The sequence below is a fragment of the Streptomyces sp. NPDC015130 genome, from assembly GCF_043080005.1.
GTDB lineage: Bacteria > Actinomycetota > Actinomycetes > Streptomycetales > Streptomycetaceae > Streptomyces.
On sequence record NZ_JBIBVC010000029.1, the window covers coordinates 1 to 23,832 of the forward strand.

The 23,832-nt window shown below is 71.0% G+C and carries 26 protein-coding genes; 10 read left to right on the plus strand and 16 right to left on the minus strand.

What is annotated here, in order from left to right; genetic code table 11:
* A partial coding sequence (locus ACF08F_RS36450) for a hypothetical protein (RefSeq protein WP_392302844.1) occupies nt 1–220 on the plus strand: 220 nt, incomplete at its 5' end.
* 125 nt (nt 221–345) lie between these two features.
* Here ACF08F_RS36450 and ACF08F_RS36455 read toward each other — a convergent pair.
* The gene (locus ACF08F_RS36455; RefSeq protein ID WP_392302845.1) at nt 346–1,008 is read right to left on the minus strand and encodes a DNA-3-methyladenine glycosylase; all 663 of its coding nucleotides are present in this window, start codon (nt 1,006–1,008) and stop codon (nt 346–348) included.
* A gap of 87 nt (nt 1,009–1,095) precedes the next feature.
* Here ACF08F_RS36455 and ACF08F_RS36460 point away from each other — a divergent pair, with 87 nt between their 5' ends.
* From ACF08F_RS36460 to ACF08F_RS36470, 3 genes are all read left to right on the plus strand, one after another.
* Entirely contained in the window at nt 1,096–1,878 is a 783-nt protein-coding gene (locus tag ACF08F_RS36460; protein WP_392302846.1) for a sporulation protein, read from the plus strand.
* A 56-nt stretch (nt 1,879–1,934) separates the two neighbouring features.
* The gene (locus ACF08F_RS36465) at nt 1,935–2,474 is read left to right on the plus strand and encodes a YbhB/YbcL family Raf kinase inhibitor-like protein (protein WP_392302847.1); all 540 of its coding nucleotides are present in this window, start codon (nt 1,935–1,937) and stop codon (nt 2,472–2,474) included.
* Nucleotides 2,475–2,639: 165 nt separating this feature from the next.
* The gene (locus tag ACF08F_RS36470) at nt 2,640–3,146 is read left to right on the plus strand and encodes an HNH endonuclease (RefSeq protein ID WP_392302848.1); all 507 of its coding nucleotides are present in this window, start codon (nt 2,640–2,642) and stop codon (nt 3,144–3,146) included.
* Nucleotides 3,147–3,238: 92 nt separating this feature from the next.
* Here ACF08F_RS36470 and ACF08F_RS36475 read toward each other — a convergent pair whose 3' ends face one another.
* From ACF08F_RS36475 to ACF08F_RS36490, 4 genes are all read right to left on the minus strand, one after another.
* On the minus strand, nt 3,239–4,012 hold the full coding sequence (locus ACF08F_RS36475) for a sulfite exporter TauE/SafE family protein (protein ID WP_392302849.1): 774 nt from the start codon (nt 4,010–4,012) through the stop codon (nt 3,239–3,241).
* Nucleotides 4,013–4,104: 92 nt separating this feature from the next.
* On the minus strand, nt 4,105–5,043 hold the full coding sequence (locus ACF08F_RS36480; protein WP_392302850.1) for an SPFH domain-containing protein: 939 nt from the start codon (nt 5,041–5,043) through the stop codon (nt 4,105–4,107).
* Between the two features lie 94 nt (nt 5,044–5,137).
* Complete coding sequence (locus ACF08F_RS36485; protein WP_392302851.1) at nt 5,138–5,569, minus strand: NfeD family protein; 432 nt, start codon at nt 5,567–5,569, stop codon at nt 5,138–5,140.
* 76 nt (nt 5,570–5,645) lie between these two features.
* The gene (locus ACF08F_RS36490) at nt 5,646–6,443 is read right to left on the minus strand and encodes an ABC transporter ATP-binding protein (RefSeq protein ID WP_392302852.1); all 798 of its coding nucleotides are present in this window, start codon (nt 6,441–6,443) and stop codon (nt 5,646–5,648) included.
* A gap of 135 nt (nt 6,444–6,578) precedes the next feature.
* On the opposite strand from ACF08F_RS36490, the gene ACF08F_RS36495 reads away from it, so the two are divergent.
* Nucleotides 6,579–7,382, plus strand: coding sequence for a hypothetical protein (locus ACF08F_RS36495; protein WP_392302853.1), 804 nt, complete (start codon nt 6,579–6,581; stop codon nt 7,380–7,382).
* 154 nt (nt 7,383–7,536) lie between these two features.
* On the opposite strand, the gene ACF08F_RS36500 is transcribed toward ACF08F_RS36495, so the two are convergent.
* The 3 genes from ACF08F_RS36500 to ACF08F_RS36510 form a co-directional block, all read right to left on the minus strand.
* Nucleotides 7,537–7,779: a chaplin gene (locus tag ACF08F_RS36500; RefSeq protein WP_392302854.1), complete on the minus strand. Its 243-nt coding sequence runs from the start codon at nt 7,777–7,779 to the stop codon at nt 7,537–7,539.
* 186 nt (nt 7,780–7,965) lie between these two features.
* Entirely contained in the window at nt 7,966–8,610 is a 645-nt protein-coding gene (locus ACF08F_RS36505; protein WP_392302855.1) for a response regulator, read from the minus strand.
* Nucleotides 8,603–9,748 carry a GAF domain-containing sensor histidine kinase gene (locus ACF08F_RS36510; protein ID WP_392302856.1) on the minus strand — a complete coding sequence of 382 codons (1,146 nt, stop codon included), beginning with the start codon at nt 9,746–9,748 and terminating at the stop codon, nt 8,603–8,605. The genes ACF08F_RS36505 and ACF08F_RS36510 overlap by 8 nt, the downstream gene beginning before the upstream one ends.
* Before the next feature lie 675 nt (nt 9,749–10,423).
* On the opposite strand from ACF08F_RS36510, the gene ACF08F_RS36515 reads away from it, so the two are divergent.
* Nucleotides 10,424–11,221 (plus strand): transglycosylase SLT domain-containing protein, encoded by a 798-nt coding sequence (locus ACF08F_RS36515; RefSeq protein WP_392302857.1) that lies wholly within the window; start codon nt 10,424–10,426, stop codon nt 11,219–11,221.
* A gap of 79 nt (nt 11,222–11,300) precedes the next feature.
* On the opposite strand, the gene ACF08F_RS36520 is transcribed toward ACF08F_RS36515, so the two are convergent.
* Nucleotides 11,301–13,880, minus strand: coding sequence for an FHA domain-containing protein (locus tag ACF08F_RS36520; RefSeq protein WP_392302858.1), 2,580 nt, complete (start codon nt 13,878–13,880; stop codon nt 11,301–11,303).
* Between the two features lie 196 nt (nt 13,881–14,076).
* On the opposite strand from ACF08F_RS36520, the gene serB reads away from it, so the two are divergent.
* Nucleotides 14,077–15,291 (plus strand): phosphoserine phosphatase SerB, encoded by a 1,215-nt coding sequence (serB, locus tag ACF08F_RS36525; RefSeq protein WP_392302859.1) that lies wholly within the window; start codon nt 14,077–14,079, stop codon nt 15,289–15,291.
* A gap of 84 nt (nt 15,292–15,375) precedes the next feature.
* Here serB and ACF08F_RS36530 read toward each other — a convergent pair whose 3' ends face one another.
* The 4 genes from ACF08F_RS36530 to ACF08F_RS36545 form a co-directional block, all read right to left on the minus strand.
* Entirely contained in the window at nt 15,376–15,894 is a 519-nt protein-coding gene (locus ACF08F_RS36530; protein ID WP_392302860.1) for a SixA phosphatase family protein, read from the minus strand.
* A gap of 35 nt (nt 15,895–15,929) precedes the next feature.
* A complete protein-coding gene (locus tag ACF08F_RS36535) occupies nt 15,930–16,133 on the minus strand; it encodes a hypothetical protein (protein WP_392302861.1) in 204 nt (67 codons plus the stop codon).
* A 158-nt stretch (nt 16,134–16,291) separates the two neighbouring features.
* On the minus strand, nt 16,292–16,408 hold the full coding sequence (locus ACF08F_RS36540; protein WP_392302862.1) for an SGM_5486 family transporter-associated protein: 117 nt from the start codon (nt 16,406–16,408) through the stop codon (nt 16,292–16,294).
* Between the two features lie 17 nt (nt 16,409–16,425).
* Entirely contained in the window at nt 16,426–17,736 is a 1,311-nt protein-coding gene (locus ACF08F_RS36545; RefSeq protein ID WP_392302863.1) for a CynX/NimT family MFS transporter, read from the minus strand.
* A 108-nt stretch (nt 17,737–17,844) separates the two neighbouring features.
* Here ACF08F_RS36545 and ACF08F_RS36550 point away from each other — a divergent pair, with 108 nt between their 5' ends.
* On the plus strand, nt 17,845–18,576 hold the full coding sequence (locus ACF08F_RS36550; RefSeq protein WP_392302864.1) for a FadR/GntR family transcriptional regulator: 732 nt from the start codon (nt 17,845–17,847) through the stop codon (nt 18,574–18,576).
* On the opposite strand, the gene ACF08F_RS36555 is transcribed toward ACF08F_RS36550, so the two are convergent.
* The 3 genes from ACF08F_RS36555 to fabG all read right to left on the minus strand — a co-directional run bounded on the left by ACF08F_RS36555 (nt 18,503) and on the right by fabG (nt 20,610).
* The gene (locus ACF08F_RS36555) at nt 18,503–18,931 is read right to left on the minus strand and encodes a hypothetical protein (RefSeq protein WP_392302865.1); all 429 of its coding nucleotides are present in this window, start codon (nt 18,929–18,931) and stop codon (nt 18,503–18,505) included. The genes ACF08F_RS36550 and ACF08F_RS36555 overlap by 74 nt on opposite strands.
* 180 nt (nt 18,932–19,111) lie before the next feature.
* Nucleotides 19,112–19,888: an enoyl-ACP reductase FabI gene (gene fabI / locus ACF08F_RS36560; RefSeq protein WP_392302866.1), complete on the minus strand. Its 777-nt coding sequence runs from the start codon at nt 19,886–19,888 to the stop codon at nt 19,112–19,114.
* A gap of 2 nt (nt 19,889–19,890) precedes the next feature.
* Complete coding sequence (gene fabG, locus ACF08F_RS36565) at nt 19,891–20,610, minus strand: 3-oxoacyl-[acyl-carrier-protein] reductase (RefSeq protein WP_150271597.1); 720 nt, start codon at nt 20,608–20,610, stop codon at nt 19,891–19,893.
* Nucleotides 20,611–20,870: 260 nt separating this feature from the next.
* Between fabG and ACF08F_RS36570 the strand changes: the two genes are divergently transcribed.
* Both ACF08F_RS36570 and ACF08F_RS36575 read left to right on the plus strand, forming a co-directional pair.
* Nucleotides 20,871–22,394 (plus strand): TldD/PmbA family protein, encoded by a 1,524-nt coding sequence (locus ACF08F_RS36570; RefSeq protein WP_392302867.1) that lies wholly within the window; start codon nt 20,871–20,873, stop codon nt 22,392–22,394.
* Nucleotides 22,391–23,782 carry a metallopeptidase TldD-related protein gene (locus ACF08F_RS36575; RefSeq protein ID WP_392302868.1) on the plus strand — a complete coding sequence of 464 codons (1,392 nt, stop codon included), beginning with the start codon at nt 22,391–22,393 and terminating at the stop codon, nt 23,780–23,782. The genes ACF08F_RS36570 and ACF08F_RS36575 overlap by 4 nt, the downstream gene beginning before the upstream one ends.
* The last annotated feature ends 50 nt before the right edge of the window (nt 23,783–23,832 follow it).

Here is a 23,832-nt window from a genome sequence, read left to right on the forward strand (position 1 = left end):
TAATCTGGCGTTGATTTTTGGCACGCTGTTGAGTTCTCAAGGTGCGGACGCTTCCTTTGTACTCACCCTCGCGGGCTTTCCTCCGGGCTTTTCCTTCGTTCCGAAGCCTATCAGATGTTTTCCATCCGATTTCCTCGGCGCTTTCCGGTCCCTTTCGTTTTCACTCCGGGGGCCTTTCGGCGTGTCCACTACGTTAGCTGATTTCTCCGGCGACTCATAATCGAGCCATTCGAATCGAATTTCGGAATGCCGAAATACGCCCCAGCCGGGGAATCATCGAGAGTAGTGGGTGGCCGCCACGGGGTGCTTGAACAAGCAGGCCCGCTTTCTGCGGCTCGGGCCACGTTAGTAGCTCGGGCGGTCAGAGTCAAGGCGGCGCTTCCTGGGGGTGTGGGGGCGGTACGGGCTGACCGTCGGGTCGTCGGTGATCCAGAAGCGCCAGGGGTGTGGGGCGCCCTCGCCGCCGACGCCGGTGCGGGGGCCGCTGCTGATCGCTTCGGGGGCGGGGGGTGTGCCGGTGAGGAGGGTGAGGGGGGCGTTCGGGCCGGCGCAGGTGTCCGTGCCGTTGAGGGAGAGCGCGACGTCCAGGGCTGTGGCCAGGCGGGCCGGGCCTTTGGCCAGCTCCCTGTCGTTGCGGGCCGAGCGGCGGCGGGTGCGAGCCTGTTCCGCGCCGGCCAGGATCTCGCCCGCGCGCAGCAGGACTCCGCTCGCCTCGCCCTCGGGGCCGCAGACCAGGTTCAGGCAGTGCCACATGCCGTAGGTGAAGTAGACGTACGCGTGACCGGGTGGGCCGAACATGACCGCGTTGCGTGCGGTGCGGCCGCGGAAGGCGTGCGAGCCGGGGTCGATCGCGCCGGCGTACGCCTCCACCTCCGTGAGACGCAGTTCGATCCGTCCTTCGGCCGTGTCGCGGACGAGGGTGCGGCCGAGCAGGTCCGGGGCGACCACGAGGACGGGCCGGTCGAAGAAGCTCCGCGGGAGGCGCGTACGGGAGGGGGTGTCGCTCATGGCGGCCGAGCGTAGTGGCGGGCGGCGGGGAACCGGCTACGGTCGTCGCGCGTATGTAGAGGTCAGTACCGAGAAGGAGTGGAAGTCATGGGATTCAAGAAGCTGCTCGCGAGCCTGGGTGCCGGTGGGGCCACCGTGGAGACCGTTCTCTCCGAGGTGAACGTCGTTCCGGGTGGTGTTGTCCAGGGTGAGGTGCGGATCCAGGGCGGCAACGTCGACCAGCAGATCGAGGCGCTCTCCGTCGGGCTGCAGGCGCGGGTCGAGGTCGAGGGCGGCGACCAGGAGCACAAGCAGGACATCGAGTTCCTCAAGGTGCGTCTGGGTGGTGCCTTCGAGGTGAAGGCCGGTGCGGTGCACGTGGTGCCGTTCGGTCTGGAGGTGCCGTGGGAGACGCCGGTGACCTCCGTCGCCGGTCAGCAGCTGCACGGCATGAACATCGGTGTGACCACGGAGCTGGAGATCGCCCGGGCCGTGGACTCCGGTGACCTGGACCCGATCAACGTGCACCCGCTGCCGGCGCAGCAGGCGATCCTGGACGCCTTCATCGGTCTGGGCTTCCGCTTCAAGAGCGCCGACATGGAGCGCGGGCACATCCGGGGGACGCGCCAGAAGCTGCCGTTCTACCAGGAGATCGAGTTCTTCGCGCCGCAGCAGTACCGCGGCCTGAACCAGGTCGAGGTCAGCTTCGTCGCCGACGAGCGGGAGATGGACGTCGTCCTGGAGATGGACAAGAAGCCCGGTCTGTTCGGTGAGGGCAGCGACTCGTTCCGCGCGTTCAAGGTGGGGCTGCACGACTTCCACACGACCGACTGGGCGGCCTACCTGAACCAGTGGCTCGCCGAGGTCGGTGGCCGTCGCAACTGGCTCTAGGCTCGGCGGGGACAGGCTGCTGAGGCAGTAGGTACGGGCGATACGGAGGTTTCCACGTGTCCGAGGGCAAGAGGGCGCCGCTTCCTCATGACTTCCACCCGCCGGTGGCGGAGTTCACGGTCGTGAGCGACGACGTCACGCCGGGCGGAGTCCTGAAGGACGCGCAGGTGTACGCGGCGGGGAACACCTCTCCGCATCTGCGCTGGGAGGGGTTCCCCGAGGGGACGAAGAGCTTCGCCGTCACGTGCTTCGACCCGGACGCCCCAACGGGGAGCGGGTTCTGGCACTGGGTGCTGTTCGACATCCCGGTGTCGGTGACGGAGCTGCCCGTCGGTGCCGGGTCGGGCTCGTTCGAGGGGCTGCCGGCCGGGGCCGTGCACGTCCGGAACGACTACGGCGCGAAGGAGTTCGGCGGCGCCGCTCCCCCGGCCGGTGACCCGGCGCACCGCTATGTGTTCACGGTGTACGCCGTGGACGGCGAGCGGCTCGGGCCGGACGACGGCGCCTCGCCGGCGGCCGTCGGTTTCAACCTGCGCTTCCACACGCTGGGCCGTGCCCAGTTGGTCGCCGAGTACGCGGCTCCCGCGGCGGTCTGATCGTTCGTTTGTTGTTTGCCCGCTTCTGGTCTTGGAGAGATCAGAAGCGGGCATCTTTTGTTGCGCAGGAAAATTGCGTTGTCCGACCCCGGCCGGCCCGGCCATCGTTGATCCAGGCTCCACGTCCCGCTCCGGGGCGGGGCCGGCACACGGGAGGTGGGCACAATGCGGGACACGCTGGTACTGAACGCGAGCTTCGAGCCGCTGTCGACGGTCACACTCAACCGTGCGGTGGTGCTTGTCCTGCAGGACAAGGCCGTCGTCGAGCAGGCCCATCCCGAACTGCGGGTGCGAGGTGCCGCCGTCGATCTTCCGGTGCCGCGGGTGATCAGGCTCTGCCGGTACGTACGGGTGCCCTTCCGAAGACACGCCCCGTGGTCGAGGCGGGGGGTGTTGGTCCGGGACCAACACAGGTGCGCGTACTGCGGGAAGAGGGCGACGACCGTCGACCATGTCGTGCCGCGTGCCCAGGGGGGTGGGGACAACTGGCTGAACACCGTCGCCTCCTGCGCCGAGGACAACCACTTCAAGGCCGACCGGACGCCGGAGCAGGCGGGGATGCCGCTGCTGCACGAGCCGTTCGTGCCGTCGCCGGCGGACGCGATGCTGCTCGCGCTGCGGGCCGGTGAGCGGTCCGCGCTGCCGGATTGGCTCGCGAACTCGGCCGCGTAGACCGTCTCGTACGGTGTCCGCCGTCTCGTACGGTGTGAGCCCGCCTTCCCTTGTGGGGAGGGCGGGTTCTTTCGTGGCCGGGGACGGCCGGGCTACTTCAGGGTGAGCTGGAGGATAGCGACGATGCCGACGGCGATGATCACCCCGCGCAGGACGGTGGGCGGCAGCTTGCGGCCGACCTTGGCGCCGATCTGACCGCCGATGGTGGAGCCGACGGCGATCAGGAGGACGGCCGTCCAGTCGAACTCGGCGACGAAGAGGAAGAAGACGGCCGCGACTCCGTTGACGAGGGCGCCGAGGATGTTCTTGACGGCGTTGATCCGCTGCAGGGTGTCGTGGAGGAGCAGGCCCATGAGGGAGAGGTAGAGGACTCCCTGGGCGGCGCCGAAGTATCCGCCGTACATGCTGGCGAGGCAGAGGCCGACGAGGAGGACGGGGCCGCCGTCGGGGTGGGCCGCCGTGCCGGTCTGTTCGCGGCGGCGCTGGACGGCCGCGGCGATGCGGGGCTGGAGGAGGACCAGGACGAGCGCGAGGCCGATGAGGACGGGGACGATCGCGTCGAAGGCGTCGGACGGCAGGGCGAGGAGGAGGACCGCGCCGATGAGCCCGCCGAGGAGGGCCACGCTGCCGAGGCGGATGATGCGGGCCTTCTGGCCCTTCAGTTCGCGGCGGTAGCCGATGGCCCCGCTGATGGAGCCGGGGACGAGGCCCAGGGCGTTGGAGACGTTCGCGGTGATCGGGGGCAGTCCGGTCGCGAGAAGGACCGGGAACGTGATGAGCGTTCCCGATCCGACGATGGTGTTGATGGTGCCGGCGCCGATGCCGGCGGCGAAGACTGCCAGTGCTTCCCAGATGGACAACGCCATCTCCTTACATGGTCAATGAGTCGCCTCCCCGCACTGAGTTGGTCAGGGTCGAGGGGCTCGCACCGATCATGCACGAGTTTTAGGTGTACGTGTCAGTCAACCGGGGGTTCTTCTCGCCTGGCGGCCGGTACGTCCTTGGTGTTGAAGCCGGGGGTGCCGCCGCCGATGTTCCCGAAGGCGCCGGAGAGGCCCTTGAGGGCGTCGCCGATCTCGCTGGGCACGATCCAGAGCTTGTTGGCGTCGCCCTCGGCGATCTTCGGGAGCATCTGGAGGTACTGGTACGAGAGGAGCTTCTGGTCGGGGTCGCCGGCGTGGATGGCCTCGAAGACCGTACGGACGGCCTGGGCCTCGCCCTCGGCGCGCAGGGCCGCCGCCTTGGCCTCGCCCTCCGCGCGGAGGATCGCCGACTGCTTCTCGCCCTCGGCGGTGAGGATCTGGGACTGGCGGGTGCCCTCCGCGGTGAGGATGGCGGCGCGCTTGTCGCGCTCGGCGCGCATCTGCTTCTCCATCGAGTCCTGGATGGAGGTCGGCGGCTCGATCGCCTTGAGCTCGACGCGGTTGACGCGGATGCCCCACTTGCCGGTGGCCTCGTCGAGGACGCCGCGGAGTGCGGCGTTGATGTCCTCGCGGGAGGTGAGGGTCCGCTCCAGGTCCATGCCGCCGATGATGTTGCGCAGGGTGGTGACGGTGAGCTGCTCGATCGCCTGGATGTAGCTGGCGACCTCGTAGGTCGCGGCCCGGGCGTCGGTCACCTGGTAGTAGATGACCGTGTCGATGTTGACGACGAGGTTGTCCTGGGTGATCACCGGCTGCGGCGGGAACGGGACGACCTGTTCACGGAGGTCGATCCGGTTGCGGATCGAGTCGATGAACGGGACGACGATGTTCAGTCCGGCGTTGAGGGTGCGGGTGTAGCGGCCGAAGCGCTCCACGATCGCCGCACTCGCCTGCGGGATGACCTGGATCGTCTTGATCAGGGCGATGAAGACGAGCACCACCAGAATGATCAGGACGATGATGACTGCTGACATCGTGTTTCCCCGTGCCCTTCGCTACCGGTTGACTGCCGGACGGCTTTCGATGATCGAGTTTCCCAGACGACGGAACGTCATGGGCGAGGTTCGGTCACATGACGACGGCCGTCGCACCGTCGATCTCGGCGACGTCGACCTGGTCTCCCGGTTCGAAGGTCTGTCCGCTGTCGAGCGCGCGGGCCGACCAGATCTCGCCGGCGAGCTTGATGCGGCCTCCGCCGCCGGCGTCGATCCGTTCCAGGACGACGGCCTGACGCCCCTTCAGGGCGTCGATGCCGCTGGCCAGTCGGGGCCGGTCGTCGCGGTGGCGGGCGGCGATCGGGCGTACCACCGCGATCAGGGCCACGGAGACGACGGCGAAGACGAGCACCTGGGGGGTGACGCCGAAGCCGAGGGCGGCGGTCACCGCCCCGGCGACCGCGCCGACGGACAGCATTCCGAACTCCGGCATCGCGGTCAGGACCAGCGGAATGCCGAGCCCCACCGCGCCGATCAACCACCAGACCCACGCGTCGATGTCCACGTGGTCATGGTAGGGCGGTGGGGTCCCTCCGGGACAGGGCGCGGGCGGCTGTGCGGGACGCCGGCGCTCCGCTGCGTCACTTCAGGGGCAGGCCCTGGGCGGTCCAGCGGTCGCCGACGCGCTCGACGACGAGCGGCAGGCCGAAGCAGAGCGAGAGGTTGCGGGAGGTCAGCTCCATCTCCACCGGACCGGCCGCGAGGACCTTGCCCTGACGGATCATCAGGACGTGGGTGAAGCCGGGCGCGATCTCCTCGACGTGGTGCGTGACCATGATCATGGAGGGGGCGTACGGGTCGCGGGCGAGGCGGCCGAGGCGGCGGACGAGGTCCTCGCGGCCGCCGAGGTCGAGGCCGGCGGCGGGCTCGTCGAGGAGGAGGAGCTCGGGGTCGGTCATCATCGCGCGGGCGATCAGGGTGCGCTTGCGCTCGCCCTCGGAGAGGGTGCCGAACTTGCGGTCCAGGTAGTCGTTCATGCCGAGGCGGTCGAGGAAGGCCTTGGCGCGGTCCTCGTCGACCGGGTCGTAGTCCTCGTGCCAGGTGGCCGTCATGCCGTACGCGGCGGTGAGGACGGTCTGGAGGACGGTCTGGCTCTTGGGCAGCTTCTCCGCCATCGCGATGCCGGCCATGCCGATGCGGGGGCGGAGTTCGAAGACGTCGGTGCCGACGCCGCCGAGCTGCTCGCCGAGGATCGTTGCGGCGCCCTTGGTGGGGAAGAGGTAGCTGGAGGCGATGTTCAGAAGGGTGGTCTTGCCGGCGCCGTTGGGTCCGAGGATCACCCAGCGCTCGCCCTCCTTGACCGACCAGGAGACCTCGTCCACCAGAGCCCGTCCGCCGCGGACCACGGATACGTCCACCAGCTCCAGTACATCGCTCATGAGCGCGTTGTCTCCCCTTGCGGTCGAGTCGTGTCGTCGCCTTGCGCCGGTGGGCGCGGCGTCCAGGGGAAAACCTACGTTATCGACGGAGCGGGCCGGTCCCTAGGGCGTCCTTTGAGTCCTTAGTCTGGGGGGATGCTTTCGGAACCACGCTCAGGACGCCTGGCCGCCTGGGGCAATGCCCTGCTGGCCGGGGCGGTGTCGCCGGACGACGCGGCGCTGGCCATTGTCGGGGAGGACGCGGTGCACCGCGTGGAGGGGCTGCCGGGTGAGGCGGCGCCGGTGGGGCTGACGCTCGCGCTGGGCCGGCTGCGGCGGCTCGGGGTGACCGGTTGGCGGGTGGCGCTGCCCGCGCCGGGGCATCCGCTGGGGCTGAGCGGTCCGCCGGAGTTCAACGCGCGTGCCCTGGAGGCCGCGGAGGCCGTGGTCGGCTTCGGCGCGCCGTACGGTCTCGTGCCGGAGGTCTCGGAGGCGGGGCCCGCGGGCGATGTGCACGTGGAGGTCGTCTGGCGCTGTCTCGCCGTGCGGGAGGCTCCGCCGGCGGACGTGCCGTCGCTCGGCGAGGCGGAGCGGGAGCTCGCCGAGGCGCTGCGGGACGCGACGGCCGTGCTGACGCGGCTGGACGTGGCGGCCTCGGGTCCGGCGGCCGACGCGGCACGCGAGGCGTACCGGGCGCGGGCCGAGGTGGGGCGGGAGGTGCTGGCCCCGGGGTACCCGCCGCGGGCCGTGCGGGTCCTGGAGCTCGCCCAGCGGATCGGGCTCCTCGTGGACCTCGCGTACGACCGCGGGCACGGGGGCGCGGTCAGTGCCTCGGAGATGGCGGCGCGGGGGGAGGCGCTGCGGCCGGTGGAGCGGGTGGCCCGGCGGGCGCAGGTCGCCGCGTACAACGCGTACGTGGAGGAGAGGGAGCGCGCGCGGGAACGGGACCGGGGCTTCTGAGCCTCGGGCCCTCGATGCGCCCGGGGGCCGGGGGGTGCCGCCTGGCGTGCCTGCGGGGCTCGGGCCGGAAGGCCGTGGGCGCGGCCGTCCCAGGAGTAGGGGAAAAGGGCCGGCCCCCGGAGGGTTCTCCGGGGGCCGGTGGTTCTGGGGTGGCTCAGCCGTTGACGGCGTGGTTGCCGAAGGCCGGGTTGAGCAGGCCGATCACGTTGACCGTGTTGCCGGAGACGTTCACGGGGACGTGGACCGGGACCTGCACCAGGTTGCCGGACGCGACGCCCGGCGAGTTGAGGGCCTTGCCCGTGGCCTCGGCGCCGTGGGCGGAGGCGACACCCGCACCGGCGGCGATGATCCCGCCGGCGACCATGGTGACGGCAGCGGCCTTCTTGAGGTTCTTCACTTGGTACATCCTCCTGGTCATCGCTGCGACAGGTCCGCCGCAGCACGCCATGGAGAACGCCGTCACCCCCGTCGGGTTGCGCCGAACGGGGGATATACACCCGACGGTATGAAGGACTGAACGGTCGTGCGCCCGGCGCATCCGGGGGCGCTTTGCTGCTCGGCACAGCCCTCCCTGTGGGGCGCGTCAGTCGGTGAGGCCGTGGCGGACCGCCCAGAGGGCGGCCTGGGTGCGGTCCGCCAGGTCGAGCTTCATCAGGATGTTCGAGACGTGCGTCTTGACCGTCTTCTCGGAGAGGACGAGTGCGCGGGCGATCTCGCGGTTGGACCGGCCGTCCGCGATCAGGCCGAGGACCTCGCGCTCGCGTTCCGTGAGGGTCGTGCCCCGTCCCGTGCCGCCCGGGGCGTCCTCCTGGCTGAGGAGCGCCTCGGCGACCTCCGGCTGGAGCAGGACGTGGCCCGCGTGGACGGAGCGGATGGCGCCGGCGAGGGCGTCGGGGTCGATGTCCTTGTAGACGTATCCGCAGGCTCCGGCGCGGAGCGCGGGGACGACCGTGCGCTGCTCGGTGAAGCTGGTGACGATCAGGACCCTGGCCGGGTTGGCGAGCTCGCGGAGCCGCTTCAGCGCCTCGATGCCGTCGGTGCCGGGCATCTTCACGTCCATGAGGACCACGTCGGGGCGGAGCTCCTCGGCGCGGGCGACGCCCTCGGCGCCGTCGGAGGCCTCCCCCACCACCTCTATGTCGTCCTGCACCTCCAGGAAGGTGCGCAGGCCTCGGCGGACGACCTGGTGGTCGTCGACCAGCAGGACACGGATCGGCTTGTCAGCCACCGGGAACCTCCATCTCGATCGTGGTGCCCTGGCCGGGGGCCGAGGTCACGGTGAGTCCGCCGCCGACGCCGCCCGCCCGGTCCCGCATGGAGACCAGGCCGAGGTGGCGGCCCGCGCTGCGGACCGTGCGCGGGTCGAAGCCCCTGCCGTCGTCGGTCACGGTGAGCCGCGCGCCCTGGCCGCTGCGGGCGAGGGTGACGGTGACGAGCTCGGCCTCGGCGTGGCGCAGGGCGTTGTGCAGGGCCTCCTGGGCGACGCGGAGCACCGCCTCCTCCTGGGCGGCGGGCAGGGCCCTGATCCCCGGGCTCTCGAAGGTGACCCGGGCCGCGTGGGCGCGGTCCATGACCTGGATCTGGGTGCGCAGGGTGTGGACGAGGCCGTCCTCGTCGAGCGCCGCCGGTCGGAGCTCGACGACCGCCGCGCGGAGCTCGTCGGCCGCCTCGGCCGCGAGGGCGGCGACCTGCTGGAGCTCGTCCTTGGCCCGGGCCGGGTCGCGGTCGACGAGGGCGGCCGCCGCCTGGGCCGTGAGCCGGAGCGAGAAGAGCTTCTGGCTCACGGCGTCGTGGAGCTCGTGGGCGAGGCGGGAGCGCTCCTCGGCGATGGTGAGCTCGCGGCTGCGCTCGTACAGCCGGGCGTTGGTGAGGGCGATGGCGGCGTGCTGGGCGAGGATCGAGAGCAGCTCCTCGTCCTCCGCCGTGAATCCGCAGCCCCCCTTCTCCTTCGGGCAGCGCTTGTTGGCGAGGAAGAGGGCGCCGAGGATCTCGTCGCCGTCCCTGACGGGGAGGCCGAGGAAGTCGGACATCTCGGGGTGGGCCGCGGGCCAGCCCTCGAAGCGGGGGTCCTCGCGGACGTCGGCGAGGCGCTCGGGCTCGGCCTTGTGGAGCATCGCGGCGAGGATGCCGTGCTGCCTGGGGAGCGGTCCGATCGCCTTCCACTGCTCGTCGCTGACGCCGTCGACCACGAACTGGGCGAAGCCGCCGTGGTCGTCCGGGACGCCCAGCGCCGCGTACTCGGCGTCGAGGAGCTCGCGGGCGGAGGCCACGATCGTCTTGAGGACGTCGCGGACCTCCAGATGGCGGCTCATCGCGAGGAGGGCGGTGCTCACGGCGGCGAGGCCGGAGCTCGGTCGATGGCTCATGTGTTCACCGTACCGGCGGGGTGTGACCGTCCGTATCCGTCCGGGGACGGCCTGGGAGGGGACCCGGGACCTAGGTCCTGTCGTCAGACTCCCGTCGTCCGCCCGAAGGGCGGGCCCTGCGGCGGCAGGTGCGTGCTCTCGGCGTGCCGGGCGCGGGCCCGCGTACTGGATGTACGCGGGTCTGCGCCCGGTGCGGCGAGAGTGCGTGCATGTCGTCGCGGGGCGGGCGGGAGTCTGACGACAGGGCCTCGGACCTGAGGAGGGCCCGAGGGAGGGGTTCCGGGGCGGCGTCGGGGGGTGCGCAGGGGGTGGGGGCGCCTCTGGTCGTAGGGGGGAAGCGGTCTCCTCCTCCTTGGGGAGGATCCGGCTCACCGTCTGCATTGCTGACGCAACGCCTGGTGAGTTTGTTACGGGGCCGATGTGAGCCCGCGCATAGGACCCACATCACTTACGAAGCTCCCTAGTGGACGCCGGAAGGGCGGTCAGGCACGGAGGAACCTGGCCGGATCGGGCATTCCGTGGTCCGTGCACGGGCCCCTGATCCACTACCCGGGATCGTACGTCACACCTTTGCCAGCGGATTTTGCTGCCGCTAAGAATTGCCCCCGTCGCCGCCGAGTAGGCGCAGCGCCGCCCCGGCGAGCGACCCCCCAGCGATTCGAAGAGGTAGTCCTGATGTCTGCGAACACTCCCGGCCACAGTCGTGGTCTGAAGAAGACCCACAAGGCCACGATCGCCGGCGTCGCCGCTCTGGGCGCGGCCGCGCTCACCCTCTCCCTCGTACCGGGCAACGGCGGCTCCACCGAGACCGAGCCCCAGGCCCTTTCCGGCACCCAGCAGGTCGCCTGGTCGTACGACGCGGCCAGCCCGCAGGCGAAGGCGCTGGCCGCCAGCGTCACCGAGCAGCAGACCACCATCGGTCTGCAGGCCAAGCAGGAGGCCGACGCCAAGGCCGCCGCGAAGGCGAAGGCCGACGCTCAGGCCGCCGCCAAGGCGAAGGCCGCCGCCAAGGCCAAGGCCGACGCTCAGGCCGCCGCCAAGGCGAAGGCCGCCGCGAAGGCCAAGGCCGAGGCCAAGGCGAAGGCGGACGCGAAGAAGCGCGCCGCGGAGAAGGCCGCCGCGAGCCGTTCCGTCGCCCGTACCCCGGTCTTCGCGAACAACCTCGACGGCTGGATCCGCGAGGCGCTGTTCATCATGGACAAGCACAACATCCCGGGCACCTACAACGGCCTGCACAAGAACATCATGCGTGAGTCCAGCGGCAACCCGCGGGCCATCAACAACTGGGACATCAACGCCATCAACGGCGTCCCGTCGAAGGGCCTGCTGCAGGTCATCTACCCGACCTTCAAGGCCTACCACATCCCGGGCACCAAGTTCGACCAGTACGACCCGGTCGCCAACCTCGTGGCCGCCGCCAACTACGCGGCCGACCGCTACGGCTCGATCGACAACGTCAACAGCGCGTACTGATCCGCTGTCGCACCCCCCTGTACGCCGGAGGGCGGCACCCCTGTGCGGGGTGCCGCCCTCCGGCGTGCTGCGTGGGCCGCTACTTGCGCATGACCTCGGGCTCGTGGCGGCGCAGGAGGCGCGCCACGACGAAGCAGCAGACGACCGCCATCAGGAGCTGGACACCGAGGTCCAGGCTCCACTGGCCGACCGTGTGCTCCCACAGGGGGTCGGTGTCGGTGGGGTTCTTGGGGTCCCACGGCGGCATGAGGCGGGCCAGGTCGAGGGTGGTGCCGGCGCCGGCGATGCCCCAGCGGGAGGGCATCAGCCAGGCGAACTGCTCCAGGCCGGGCGAGCCGTACACCTGGAAGAGGATGCCGGTGAAGACGACCTGGATGATCGCGAACATGACCAGGAGCGGCATGGTCTTCTCGGCGGTCTTCACCAGCGCGGAGATGACCAGGCCGAACATCATCGAGGTGAGGCCGAGGGCGATCACCTGGATGCACAGCTCGACGGCGGGCGGCATGAAGAGGCCCTCGGCCGGCAGTGCGCGGGTGGAGAAGCCGATGCCGCAGATGATGACGCCCTGGAAGGCCGTGATGAGGCCGAGGACGATCACCTTGGACATCAGGTAGGCCGAGCGGGAGAGGCCGGTGGCGCGCTCCCTCTCGTAGATGACCCGCTCCTTGATCAGTTCGCGGACCGAGTTGGCGGCGCCGCTGAAGCACATGCCGACCGCGAGGATCAGCATGATCGTGCCCGCGTCGCCGTTGAAGCGGGACGGCGGCGTCGGTGAGCCGAGGCCGAAGTCCGCCGGGATGACGACCGAGACCGCGCCGAGGACGGCCGGCAGGATCACCATCAGGCCCAGGAAGCCCTTGTCGGAGGCGATCACCGACACGTAGCGGCGGATCAGCGTCCAGAGCTGGGAGCCCCAGCCCTGCGGCTTCGGCGGGCGGGCCATCGCCTGCTGCGGCATGTGGACGGGCTGCGCGGCGACGGCGTCGATGTCCGCGGCGTACATCTGGTAGTGCTGCGAGCCCTTCCAGCGGCCCGCCCAGTCGTAGTCGCGGTAGTTCTCGAAGGCGGAGAAGACGTCGGCCCAGGTGGAGTAGCCGAAGAAGTTCAGGGCCTCCTCCGGCGGGCCGAAGTACGCCACCGAGCCGCCGGGCGCCATGACGAGCAGCTTGTCGCAGAGGCCGAGCTCGGCCACCGAGTGGGTGACGACGAGGACCGTGCGGCCGTCGTCGGCGAGGCCGCGGAGCAGCTGCATGACGTCGCGGTCCATGCCCGGGTCGAGGCCGGAGGTCGGCTCGTCCAGGAAGATCAGCGACGGCTTGGTGAGGAGCTCCAGGGCGACGGAGACGCGCTTGCGCTGGCCACCGGAGAGGGAGGTGACCTTCTTCTCCTTGTGGATGTCGAGCTTGAGCTCGCGCAGGACCTCGTCGATACGGGCCTCGCGCTCGGCCGCGGCGGTGTCGCCGGGGAAGCGGAGCTTGGCCGCGTAGCGGAGCGCCTTCACGACGGTCAGCTCCTTGTGCAGGATGTCGTCCTGCGGGACCAGACCGATGCGCTGGCGCAGCTCGGCGAACTGCTTGTAGAGGCTGCGGTTGTCGTAGAGGACGTCGCCCTCGTTGGCCGGGCGGTAGCCGGTCAGCGCCTTGAGTAGCGTGGACTTTCCGGAGCCGGACGGGCCGATGACACCGATCAGCGACTTCTCCGGGACGCCGAAGGTGACGTCGCGGAGGATCTGCTTGCCGCCGTCGACCGTGACCGTGAGGTGGCGGGCCGAGAAGGAGACGGAGCCGGTGTCGACGAACTCCTCGAGCTGGCCGCCGACGATGCGGAACGTCGAGTGGCCGACGCCGACGATGTCCTGCGGGCCGAGGACGGCGGTGCCGCCCTTCGGGATCGGCTGGCCGTTGACGTACGTGCCGTTGTGCGAGCCGAGGTCGCGGATCTCGAAGCGGCCGTCGGGCGTCGCGTGGAAGTCGGCGTGGTGCCGCGAAACCTGGAGGTCGGAGACGACCAGCTCGTTCTCGAGGGCACGGCCGATGCGCATGACGTGGCCGAGGTTCAGCTGGTGGAACGTGGTCGGGCTGCGGTCGGCGTAGGCCGACGACGCGGCCGCAGGTCCGCCGCCGGGAACCTTCTGCGCGAGCTGCTCGACGGGGCCGCCCTGCCCCGGGTACCCGGCCGGGCCCTGCTGGTGCGGGACCTGCTGGTGCGCGGGGGCGTGTCCGCCCTGCTGCGGCCAGCCCTGCTGCTGCGGGGGTGCCTGGTGCGTGGCCCAGTCGGCCTGCGCCGCGGCGGCGGGCTGATGGGCGGGGGCCTGATGGGCCGGGGCCTGCTGCTGCGGTACGGCGGCCGCGCCGGAGGCGGCGAGATTCAGCCGGGGGCCGTCGGTCGCGTTGCCGAGGTGGACGGCCGACCCGGGACCGATCTCCATCTGGTGGATCCGCTGCCCCTGGACGAACGTTCCGTTCGTGGAGCCGTGGTCCTCGATGACCCAACTACGGCCGCCCCAGCTGATGGTGGCGTGTCGCCACGAGACCCTGGCGTCGTCGATGACCAGGTCACCCTGCGGGTCCCTGCCCAGGGTGTACGACCGGGACGGATCGAGCGTCCAGGTCCTGCCGTTCAATTCCAGTACGAGTTCTGGCACTCCGAGCCCCACTACTTGTCCCCCGATGTACCCCCGTCTTCGGGAGTCCAGGGATGCGAATCATCCTGGGGAACTATTTCAGGCCCGGTCCCGTCTCGGAAAGTCGGGCCGTGTGAAGACCTTCGGGGCGAGCCGTCGACCACTCGGGTGTCCGCTGGGCGGGACGGGGGGTCAGGTGGCACGCGGTGCCCGATACGGTGGAACCACCATGAGCGCATCGCAGACCTCAGACGTTCCCACCCTTCTCGTCAAGATCTTCGGCAAGGACCGTCCCGGGATCACCGCCGGACTCTTCGACACCCTCGCCGCCTACTCCGTCGACGTCGTGGACATCGAGCAGGTCGTCTCCCGCGGCCGGCTCGTCCTGTGCGCGCTCGTCACCGAGCCGACCGTCGCCTCGCAGGGCGAGCTGCGGGCGACCGTCCACAGCTGGGCCGAGTCCCTGAAACTCCAGGCCGAGATCATCTCCGGTACGGGTGACAACCGGCCGCGCGGTGAGGGGCGCTCGCACGTCACCGTGCTCGGCAACCCGCTCACCGCGGAGCAGACGGCGGCCATAGCGGCCAGGATCGCGGAGTCGGGCGGCAACATCGACCGTATCTTCCGGCTCGCGAAGTATCCGGTGACGGCCGTGGAGTTCGCCGTCTCGGGCTGTGAGACCGAGCCGCTGCGGACCGCGCTGGCGACCGAGGCCCACACCATCGGGGTCGACGTGGCCGTGGTCTCCGCGGGGCTGCACCGGCGGGCCCAGCGGCTCGTCGTGATGGACGTGGACTCGACCCTGATCCAGGACGAGGTCATCGAGCTCTTCGCGGCGCACGCGGGCTGCGAGGACGAGGTCGCCGAGGTGACGGCGGCGGCGATGCGCGGTGAGCTGGACTTCGAGCAGTCCCTGCACGCGCGGGTGGAGCTGCTCGCCGGTCTCGACGCCTCGGTGGTCGACAAGGTCCGCGCGGAGGTGCGGCTGACGCCGGGGGCCCGGACCCTGATCCGTACGCTCAAGCGGCTCGGCTACCAGGTGGGTGTGGTCTCCGGCGGGTTCACGCAGGTCACCGATGATCTGAAGGAGCGGCTGGGGCTCGACTTCGCCTCGGCCAACACGCTGGAGATCGTGGACGGCAAACTCACCGGGCGGGTGACCGGCGAGATCGTGGACCGCGCGGGCAAGGCGCGGCTGCTGCGCCGGTTCGCGACGGAGGCGGGCGTGCCGCTGTCGCAGACCGTGGCCATCGGCGACGGGGCCAACGACCTGGACATGCTGAACGCGGCGGGCCTCGGGGTGGCGTTCAACGCCAAGCCGGTGGTGCGCAAGGCGGCGGACACGGCGGTGAACGTGCCGTTCCTGGACACCGTGCTCTATCTGCTGGGGATCACGCGCGAGGAGGTCGAGGTCGCCGACGGCGGCCAGGACCTGCTGCACTGAGCCTTCGGTTCGCCCGTACGGGAGAGGGCCCGGTCGTCGTCGGACGGCCGGGCCCTTTCGCGTGCGGAGCGGGGGTGCGGTCCGTCAGGCGTGCGGGGCCCAGAAGTGGACGAGCCGTGCGACGCCGTGCTCGACGGACTTCCAGGAGCCGTTGAAGGCGAGGACGGCGAAGGCGGAGGTCGGGAAGCCGCTGCGGTTCATGCGCGGCAGGGCATCTCCCTCGGCCTCGCCCGCGAGGGCGTCGGTGAGGGCGTGCATCCCGGGGTTGTGGCCGATGAGGAGGAGGTCGTCGACGTCTTCCGGGGTCTCGTTGATCAGGGCGATGAGCTCGCCGAGCGAGGCCTCGTACAGCCGGTCCTCGTACACGGTCCTGGGGCGCTGCGGCAGTTCGTGCACGGCCAGCTTCCAGGTCTCCCTGGTTCTGAGGGCGGTCGAGCAGAGGGCCAGGTCGAAGCCGATGCCGGTCTCGGCGAGCCTGCGGCCCACGACGGGGGCGTCCGCGCGGCCTCGGTCGGCGAGGGGGCGCTCGTGGTCGGACTCCTGGTTCCAGTCTGCCTTCGCGTGGCGGAGCAGCGCGATCCTGCGGGGTGTATCGACGCTCATGGTCAACAGCTTCGCACGGAACGGCTTTCGGTGGCTCAGGGAGCGAGCGTTTGCTGGAGCTGGACCAGGACCCGTCCGACCCCCGGGTCGTCGGCGGTCGCCTGGGTCCCACCCGGCCCGGCTATGAGCAGGAGCAGGGCGGCGAACGCGGCCACGGGGAGGGCGAGCGCCCACCAGGGCAGCCGGGTGTCGACGCGGGTCGGCAGGGGCCGGGTGCTGGTGTCCGTACGGGCCGACATGGCCGCCTCCGAGAGGGGTGGGAGTAGCGCGCGTCGTCGTCTCCGACGCCTGTCTCCAACCTACGGATCGGGTGCCCGTCGGCCCATCAGGTGATCCACCCACTTGACCCTGACACTCACCCCCTAGGGGATGCGGGGGTTTTCCCCACCCCCCGGGGTCACGGAGAGGCGATGGAGGCGATCACGCCGATCACCACCGTGATGCCGATCATCGCGCCGAACACGATGAGCAGCTTCTTCTGGCCGTTCTGGGGATTGGGTTCGAGGACTGGCATGGGACCAGTCTCGCATCTCAGCATTCGTCCTCGACGGTCCGGTCCCTGCCCGCGAGGGTTCCGACGATCATCTGGGGGATCATCAGGCCGCCCATGAGGGCGATGGGCAGTCCCCAGCCGCCGCTGTGCTGGTAGAGGACGCCGACGAGGAGGGGGCCGGGGATGGAGATGAGGTAGCCGACGCTCTGGGCGAAGGCGGAGAGGCGGACGACGCCGGCGCCGGTCCGCGAGCGCATCCCGATCATGGTGAGGGCGAGCGGGAAGGCGCAGTTGGAGACGCCGAGCAGGACCACCCAGACCCAGGCTCCGGCGGCGGGGGCGAGGAAGAGGCCGGTGTAGCCGCCGAGCCCGCACAGGCCGAGTGCGACGACGATCGGTCCCTGGGTCTTCATCCGGGTCGCGAGCCGGGGGATGACGAAGGCGAGCGGGACGCCCATGACCATGGTGACGGCGAGGAGCACGCCCGCGGTGGAGGCGGGGACGCCCGCGTCGCGGAAGATCTGCGGCATCCAGCCCATGGTGATGTAGGCGCCGGTGGCCTGGAGGCCGAAGAAGCAGCCGAGGGCCCAGGCGGTGCGGCTGCGGGTGACGCGCGGGGCGGGGGCCTCCGTCGCGGTGGCGGTCCTGGTCTGCTCGGGGGCGCGGTCCCGGTCGCGTACGAGCGGGATCCAGGGCAGGACGGCCAGTGCGGCGACGGCCGCCCAGACGCCGAGGCCGGTGCGCCAGTCGCCGCCGAGGGCGGCGGTCATCGGGACGGTCGCGGCCGCGGCGACGGAGGTGCCGAGGGCGAGGGCCATGGAGTAGAGGCCGGTCATGGTGCCGATGCGGTCGGGGAAGTACCGCTTGACGATGACCGGCATCAGGACGTTGCTGACGGCGATGCCCATGAGGGCGAGGGCGCTGGCGGCGAGGAAGCCGGCGGTGCCGCCCGCGAAGGGGCGGAGGACGAGGCCCGCGAAGATCGCCGCCATGCCCGCGCAGACGACGACGGCGGGGCCGAAGCGGCGGGCCAGGCGGGGGGCCGTGATGCCGAAGATCGCGAAGCAGAGCGGGGGGACCGAGGTGAGGACGCCGGCGACGGTGCCGCTCATGTGGAGGTCCGCGCTGACCTCTTCGAGGAGGGCGCCGAGGCTGGTGATGGCCGGGCGCAGGTTCAGTGCGGCGAGGACGAGCCCGACGGTGACGAGGCCGAGGGTCCAGCTCCGCGTCCGGCCCGCCGCGGGGGAATCGTCGGCGACGGCGGCTCCGGGCGGGGCCGTGGTGGCCGCCGGGACGGTGGTCGTGGCCGGTCGTGTGGCGGGGTCGAGGGTCTTCGGCTCGTCAGGCATGAGGGCATCATAGAATCATGGGATGATTGGTTGTCCAATCTCGAACTGTCTCCGGACGGTCCCGGACGGCGTCGACCGGTCGGACCTCGAACGAATGGGAAGATGCTCATGGCCCTCGGTCATCCGCGGCGCGCAGGACTCTCCGATCAGGTGATCGCCGAGCTGCGGAACCAGATCACCTCCGGCGAGTGGCCGGTGGGTTCGCGCATCCCGACCGAGCCCGAACTGGTCGAGCAGCTGGGCGTGGCCCGCAACACCGTCCGCGAGGCCGTCCGGGCACTCGCGCACAACGGACTCCTCGACATCCGCCAGGGCTCGGGGACGTACGTCATCGCCACCAGCGAGCTGGCGGGCGTCATGCACCGCCGCTTCGCCGGCTCCGACCCCCGGCACGTCGCCGAGCTGCGCTCGACCCTGGAGTCCGCCGCGGCGCGCTTCGCGGCGGAGCGGCGCTCGGAGCGGGACCTGAAGCAGCTCGACGCGCTGCTCGTACGACGTGAGGAGGCGTGGGAGTCGGGCGACGCGGAGCGGTTCGTGACGGTCGACGCGGCCTTCCACCACGCGGTCGTCGCCGCCGCGGGCAACGACGTGCTGACGGAGCTCTACGCGGACCTGGGCGATCTCCTGCGGGACTGGCTGCGCGACGACGTGGGGCAGGAGCTGCGGCCGGAGAACCACATGGACCACGCGCGGCTGGTGGACGCGATCCGGGCGGGCGACACCGAGCGGGCCGGGGCGGAGGCGGCCGGCTACCCCTTCCTGTGCCTCAAGAGCCCCGCACCGGAGCCGGTTCCCGCGCCGGAGCCGGTTCGGGTTCCGGTTCCGCCGGCTGGTGCGTGACCCAGGCGGACCGGACCTCCTTCCAGCAGCGGCCGGAGATCTGGGCGTAGTCCGCGGGGCCGACGTCCACGGGGGCGCTGTCGGTGTCGACGTCCCACCACCGGTCGCACTCGACGTGGAGCCGGACGCGGTCGGTGGCGGGGTACGGGTTCTGGCAGTAGGCGGTGACGCGGGAGCCCTGGACGACGGTGCGGCAGGACGCCCCGAAGTTCTCCGGCTCCTCCGCGGCCGCGGTGGGGGCGGGGAGCTCCTCGGCCGGGGCGGGAGCGGCGCGCACCTCGGCGGCGACGGCGATCCCGGTGAGCAGAACGGCGACCGAGGCGAACGCGCCGAACCCGTGACGTATCGCGCGCATGCCCGTACCTCCTCCCCGTCAGCAACAGAACATCACGCTCTGCCCTAGTCTGGGGCGATTCGCGCTACTTTTCGAGTCGGGAGCGATCAGGCCTGATCGGGGGCACGGGAAAGGCCCGCGCGTCCGCCCCGTACAGGGGGGACACACGGGCCTTCTGCCCAGCGGGGCGGACGCGGGCGCTTACGCGCCGATCGCGTGCAGACCGCCGTCGACGTGGATGATCTCGCCCGTCGTCTTCGGGAACCAGTCGGAGAGCAGGGCCACGACGCCGCGGCCGGCCGGCTCCGGGTCCGAGAGCTCCCACTCCAGCGGGGAGCGGGTGTCCCACACGGCGGCCAGGTCGCCGAAGCCCGGGATGGACTTGGCGGCCATCGAGCCGAGCGGGCCCGCGGAGATCAGGTTGCAGCGGATGTTCTGCTTGCCCAGGTCACGCGCCATGTAGCGGCTGGTGGCCTCCAGGGCGGCCTTGGCCGGGCCCATCCAGTCGTACTGCGGCCAGGCGAACTTCGCGTCGAAGGTGAGGCCGACGACGGAGCCGCCCTCGCTCATCAGCGGCAGCAGCGCCATCGTCAGCGACTTCAGGGAGAAGGCGGAGACGTGCATGGCGGTGGCCACGGACTCGAACGGCGTGTTGAGGAAGTTGCCGCCGAGGGCGTCCTGCGGAGCGAAGCCGATCGAGTGGACGATGCCGTCGAGGCGGTCGCCCAGGTGCTCGCGGACCTGGCCCTCCAGGCGCGCGAGGTGCTCGTCGTTCGAGACGTCGAGCTCCAGGACCTTGACCTTGTCGGGGTGCGGGAGCTTCTTGGCGATGCGCTCGGTCAGCGTCGGCCGGGGCCAGGCGGTGAGGATGATCTCCGCGCCCTGCTCCTGGGCCAGCTTCGCGGTGTGGAAGGCGATGGAGGACTCCATCAGCACACCGGTGATGAGGATGCGCTTGCCCTCGAGAATTCCGCTCATGGTCAGTGACCCATGCCCAATCCGCCGTCAACCGGGATGACGGCTCCAGTGATGTACGAGGCGTCGTCGGAGGAGAGGAACTTCACCGCGGCGGCGATCTCCTCCGGCTGCGCGTAACGGCCCAGCGGCACCTGGGACACGATGCCCGCGCGCTGCTCGTCGGTGAGGACCGCGGTCATGTCGGTGTCGACGAAACCAGGGGCGACGACGTTGAACGTGATGTTGCGCGAGCCGAGCTCACGCGCGAGGGAGCGGGCGAAGCCCACGAGGCCGGCCTTGGAGGCGGCGTAGTTGGCCTGGCCCGCGGAACCCAGCAGGCCGACGACCGAGGAGATCAGGACGACGCGGCCCTTCTTGGCCCGCAGCATGCCGCGGTTGGCGCGCTTGACGACCCGGAAGGTGCCGGTGAGGTTGGTGTCGACGACGGAGGTGAAGTCCTCCTCCGACATGCGCATGAGGAGCTGGTCCTTCGTCACGCCGGCGTTGGCCACGAGGACCTCGACCGGACCGTGCTTCTCCTCGATCTCCTTGTACGCCTGCTCCACCTGCTCGGCGTCGGTGATGTCGCACTTGACGGGCAGGCAGCCGAGCTCGACCAGGGCGGCCGGCGGCTCGCCGGAGCGGTACGTGATCGCGACCTTGTCGCCGGCCTCGGCGAACGCGCGGGCGATGGCGAGGCCGATGCCCCGGTTTCCTCCGGTGACGAGAACCGAGCGGCTCAACGGATCACCCTTTCGATAGCGGTCTGGTAGCCGAAAACCTATCGGTATCCCTCCCGACATGAGGAATCGACCTCCGACAGTGGCGTAGGGGCGGCACTGTCGGATCCCTACAGCTCGGAGCGGGTACGGGTCCGCCGGAGAACGCCCGGCGAGCGGCCCGCGGGGAGCGCCCCTAATGGGCCCACCCGGCCGCCTTTCCCATGATTGACTTCCGGAACAGCTCAACCGCAATCTTCCGATCACCGAGAGCGAGGCCGCTCGTGGTCCATCAGATCGACCCTTCGTTCGTCGCGCTGCCCCTGCGGGCGCTCGCCGACGCGGCGCTCGCCCGGGCGCGTGCGCTCGGCGCCGAGCACGCGGACTTCCGCCTGGAGCGGGTGCGCAGCGCCTCGTGGCGGCTGCGGGACGCCAAACCGTCCGGTTCCTCGGACACCACCGACCTCGGGTACGCGGTGCGGGTGGTGCACGGCGGGGCCTGGGGCTTCGCGTCCGGGGTCGACCTGACCATGGACGGGGCGGCGCGGGTCGCCTCGCAGGCCGTGGCCATGGCGAAGCTGTCGGCGAAGGTGATCGCGGCGGCGGGCTCCGACGAGCGCGTGGAGCTGGCCGAGGAGCCGGTGCACTCCGAGCGCACCTGGGTCTCCTCGTACGAGATCGACCCCTTCTCCGTCCCCGCCGAGGAGAAGAGCGCGCTGCTCGCCGACTGGAGCGCGCGGCTGCTGCGGGCGGAGGGCGTGGCGCACGTGGACGCCTCGCTGCTCACGGTCCACGAGAACAAGTTCTACGCGGACACCGCGGGCACGGTCACCACGCAGCAGCGCGTGCGGCTGCACCCGCAGTTCACGGCGGTCGCCGTGGACGGGACGACGGGCGAGTTCGACTCGATGCGGACGATCGCGCCGCCGGTCGGGCGGGGCTGGGAGTACCTGACGGGCACCGGCTGGGACTGGGACAAGGAGCTGGACGAGATCCCGGGGCTGCTGGCCGAGAAGATGCGGGCGCCGAGCGTCGAGGCCGGGCGGTACGACCTGGTCGTGGACCCGTCGAACCTCTGGCTGACGATCCACGAGTCGATCGGGCACGCCACCGAGCTGGACCGGGCCCTCGGCTACGAGGCGGCCTACGCGGGCACCTCCTTCGCCACCTTCGACCAGCTGGGCAAGCTGGCGTACGGCTCGTCGATCATGAACGTGACGGGTGACCGGACCGCCGAGCACGGGCTCGCGACCATCGGTTACGACGACGAGGGCGTCGAGGCGCAGTCCTGGGACCTGGTGAAGGACGGCACGCTCGTCGGCTACCAGCTGGACCGGCGGATCGCGAAGCTCACGGGCCTCGGCCGCTCGAACGGCTGCGCGTTCGCGGACTCCCCCGCGCACGTGCCGGTGCAGCGGATGGCGAACGTCTCGCTCCAGCCGGACCCGGGCGGTCTGTCGACCGAGGACCTGATCGGCGGGGTCGAGCGGGGCGTCTACGTGGTCGGCGACCGGTCGTGGTCGATCGACATGCAGCGGTACAACTTCCAGTTCACGGGTCAGCGCTTCTTCCGCATCGAGAACGGCCGGCTCGCCGGGCAGCTGCGGGACGTGGCGTACCAGGCGACGACCACCGACTTCTGGGGCTCGATGGAGCAGGTCGGCGGCCCGCAGACGTACGTCCTCGGCGGCGCCTTCAACTGCGGCAAGGCCCAGCCGGGCCAGGTCGCCGCGGTCTCCCACGGCTGCCCCTCCGCCCTCTTCCGGGGCGTCAACATCCTTAACACGACGCAGGAGGCCGGTCGATGAGCCGCGTCAGCAAGCCCTACGAGATCGTCGAGCGGGCGCTTGAGCTGTCCCGTGCCGACGGGTGTGTCGTCATCGCCGACGAGGAGTCCTCCGCCAATCTGCGCTGGGCCGGGAACGCGCTGACCACCAACGGGGTCACTCGCGGGCGCACCCTCACCGTCATCGCGACCGTCGACGGCGCGCAGGGCACCGCCTCCGGTGTCGTCTCGCGGTCGGCCGTCACCGTCGACGACCTGGAGCCGCTGGTCCGGGCCGCCGAGGCCGCCGCGCGGGCCGCCGGGCCCGCCGAGGACGCACAGCCGCCGGTCGAGGGCGTGCCCTCCTCCCCCGACTTCACGGACGCCCCGGCCGAGACCTCCTCCGCGGTCTTCGCCGACTTCGCCCCGGCGCTCGGCGAGGCCTTCGCCCGGGCCCGGGACGGCGGCCGTGAGCTCTACGGCTTCGCCAACCACGAGCTGACCTCGACCTACCTGGGTACGTCGACGGGGCTGCGGCTCCGTCACGACCAGCCCAACGGGACCCTGGAGCTGAACGCCAAGTCGCCCGACCGGTCGCGCTCCGCCTGGGCCGGGCGCTCGACGCGGGACTTCAAGGACGTCGACCCGGCCGCGCTCGACGCGGAGCTGGCGACCCGGCTCGGCTGGGCGGAGCGGCGGATCGAGCTGCCCGCCGGGCGGTACGAGACGCTGCTGCCGCCGACGGCGGTGGCCGACCTGATGATCTACCAGCTGTGGTCGTCCACGGCCCGGGACGCGGTGGAGGGCCGTACGGTCTTCTCCAAGCCCGGCGGCGGCACCCGGCTCGGCGAGACCCTCTCCCCGCTGCCGCTGACCCTGCGCAGCGACCCGAACGAGCCGGGCCTGGAGTCCGCTCCGTTCGTGATCGCGCACTCCTCCGGCGACGACTCCTCCGTCTTCGACAACGGTCTGCCGGTCGCGCCGGTCGACTGGGTGAAGGCCGGCAGCCTGGCCCACCTGATCACCACCCGGCACACCGCGGGCCTCACCGGGCTGCCCGTGGCGCCCGGGGCGGGGAACCTGATCCTGGACGGCGGCGGCGAGCGCTCCCTGGAGGAGATGGTCGCCTCGACCGACCGCGGCCTGCTGCTGACCTGCCTCTGGTACATCCGCGAGGTCGACCCGGCGACGCTGCTGCTGACCGGGCTGACCCGGGACGGCGTCTACCTCGTCGAGAACGGCGAGGTCGTCGGCGAGGTGAACAACTTCCGCTTCAACGAGTCGCCGGTGGACCTGCTCTCGCGGGCCTCGGAGGCCGGCCGGACGGAGAAGACGCTGCCGCGCGAGTGGAGCGACTGGTTCACCCGGGCCGCGATGCCCGCCCTGCGCATCCCGGACTTCAACATGAGCTCGGTCAGCAAGGGGGTCTGACCCACCACCTAGACTGAGGCGTCGTACCACCAACAACCTGAGGAGACTGA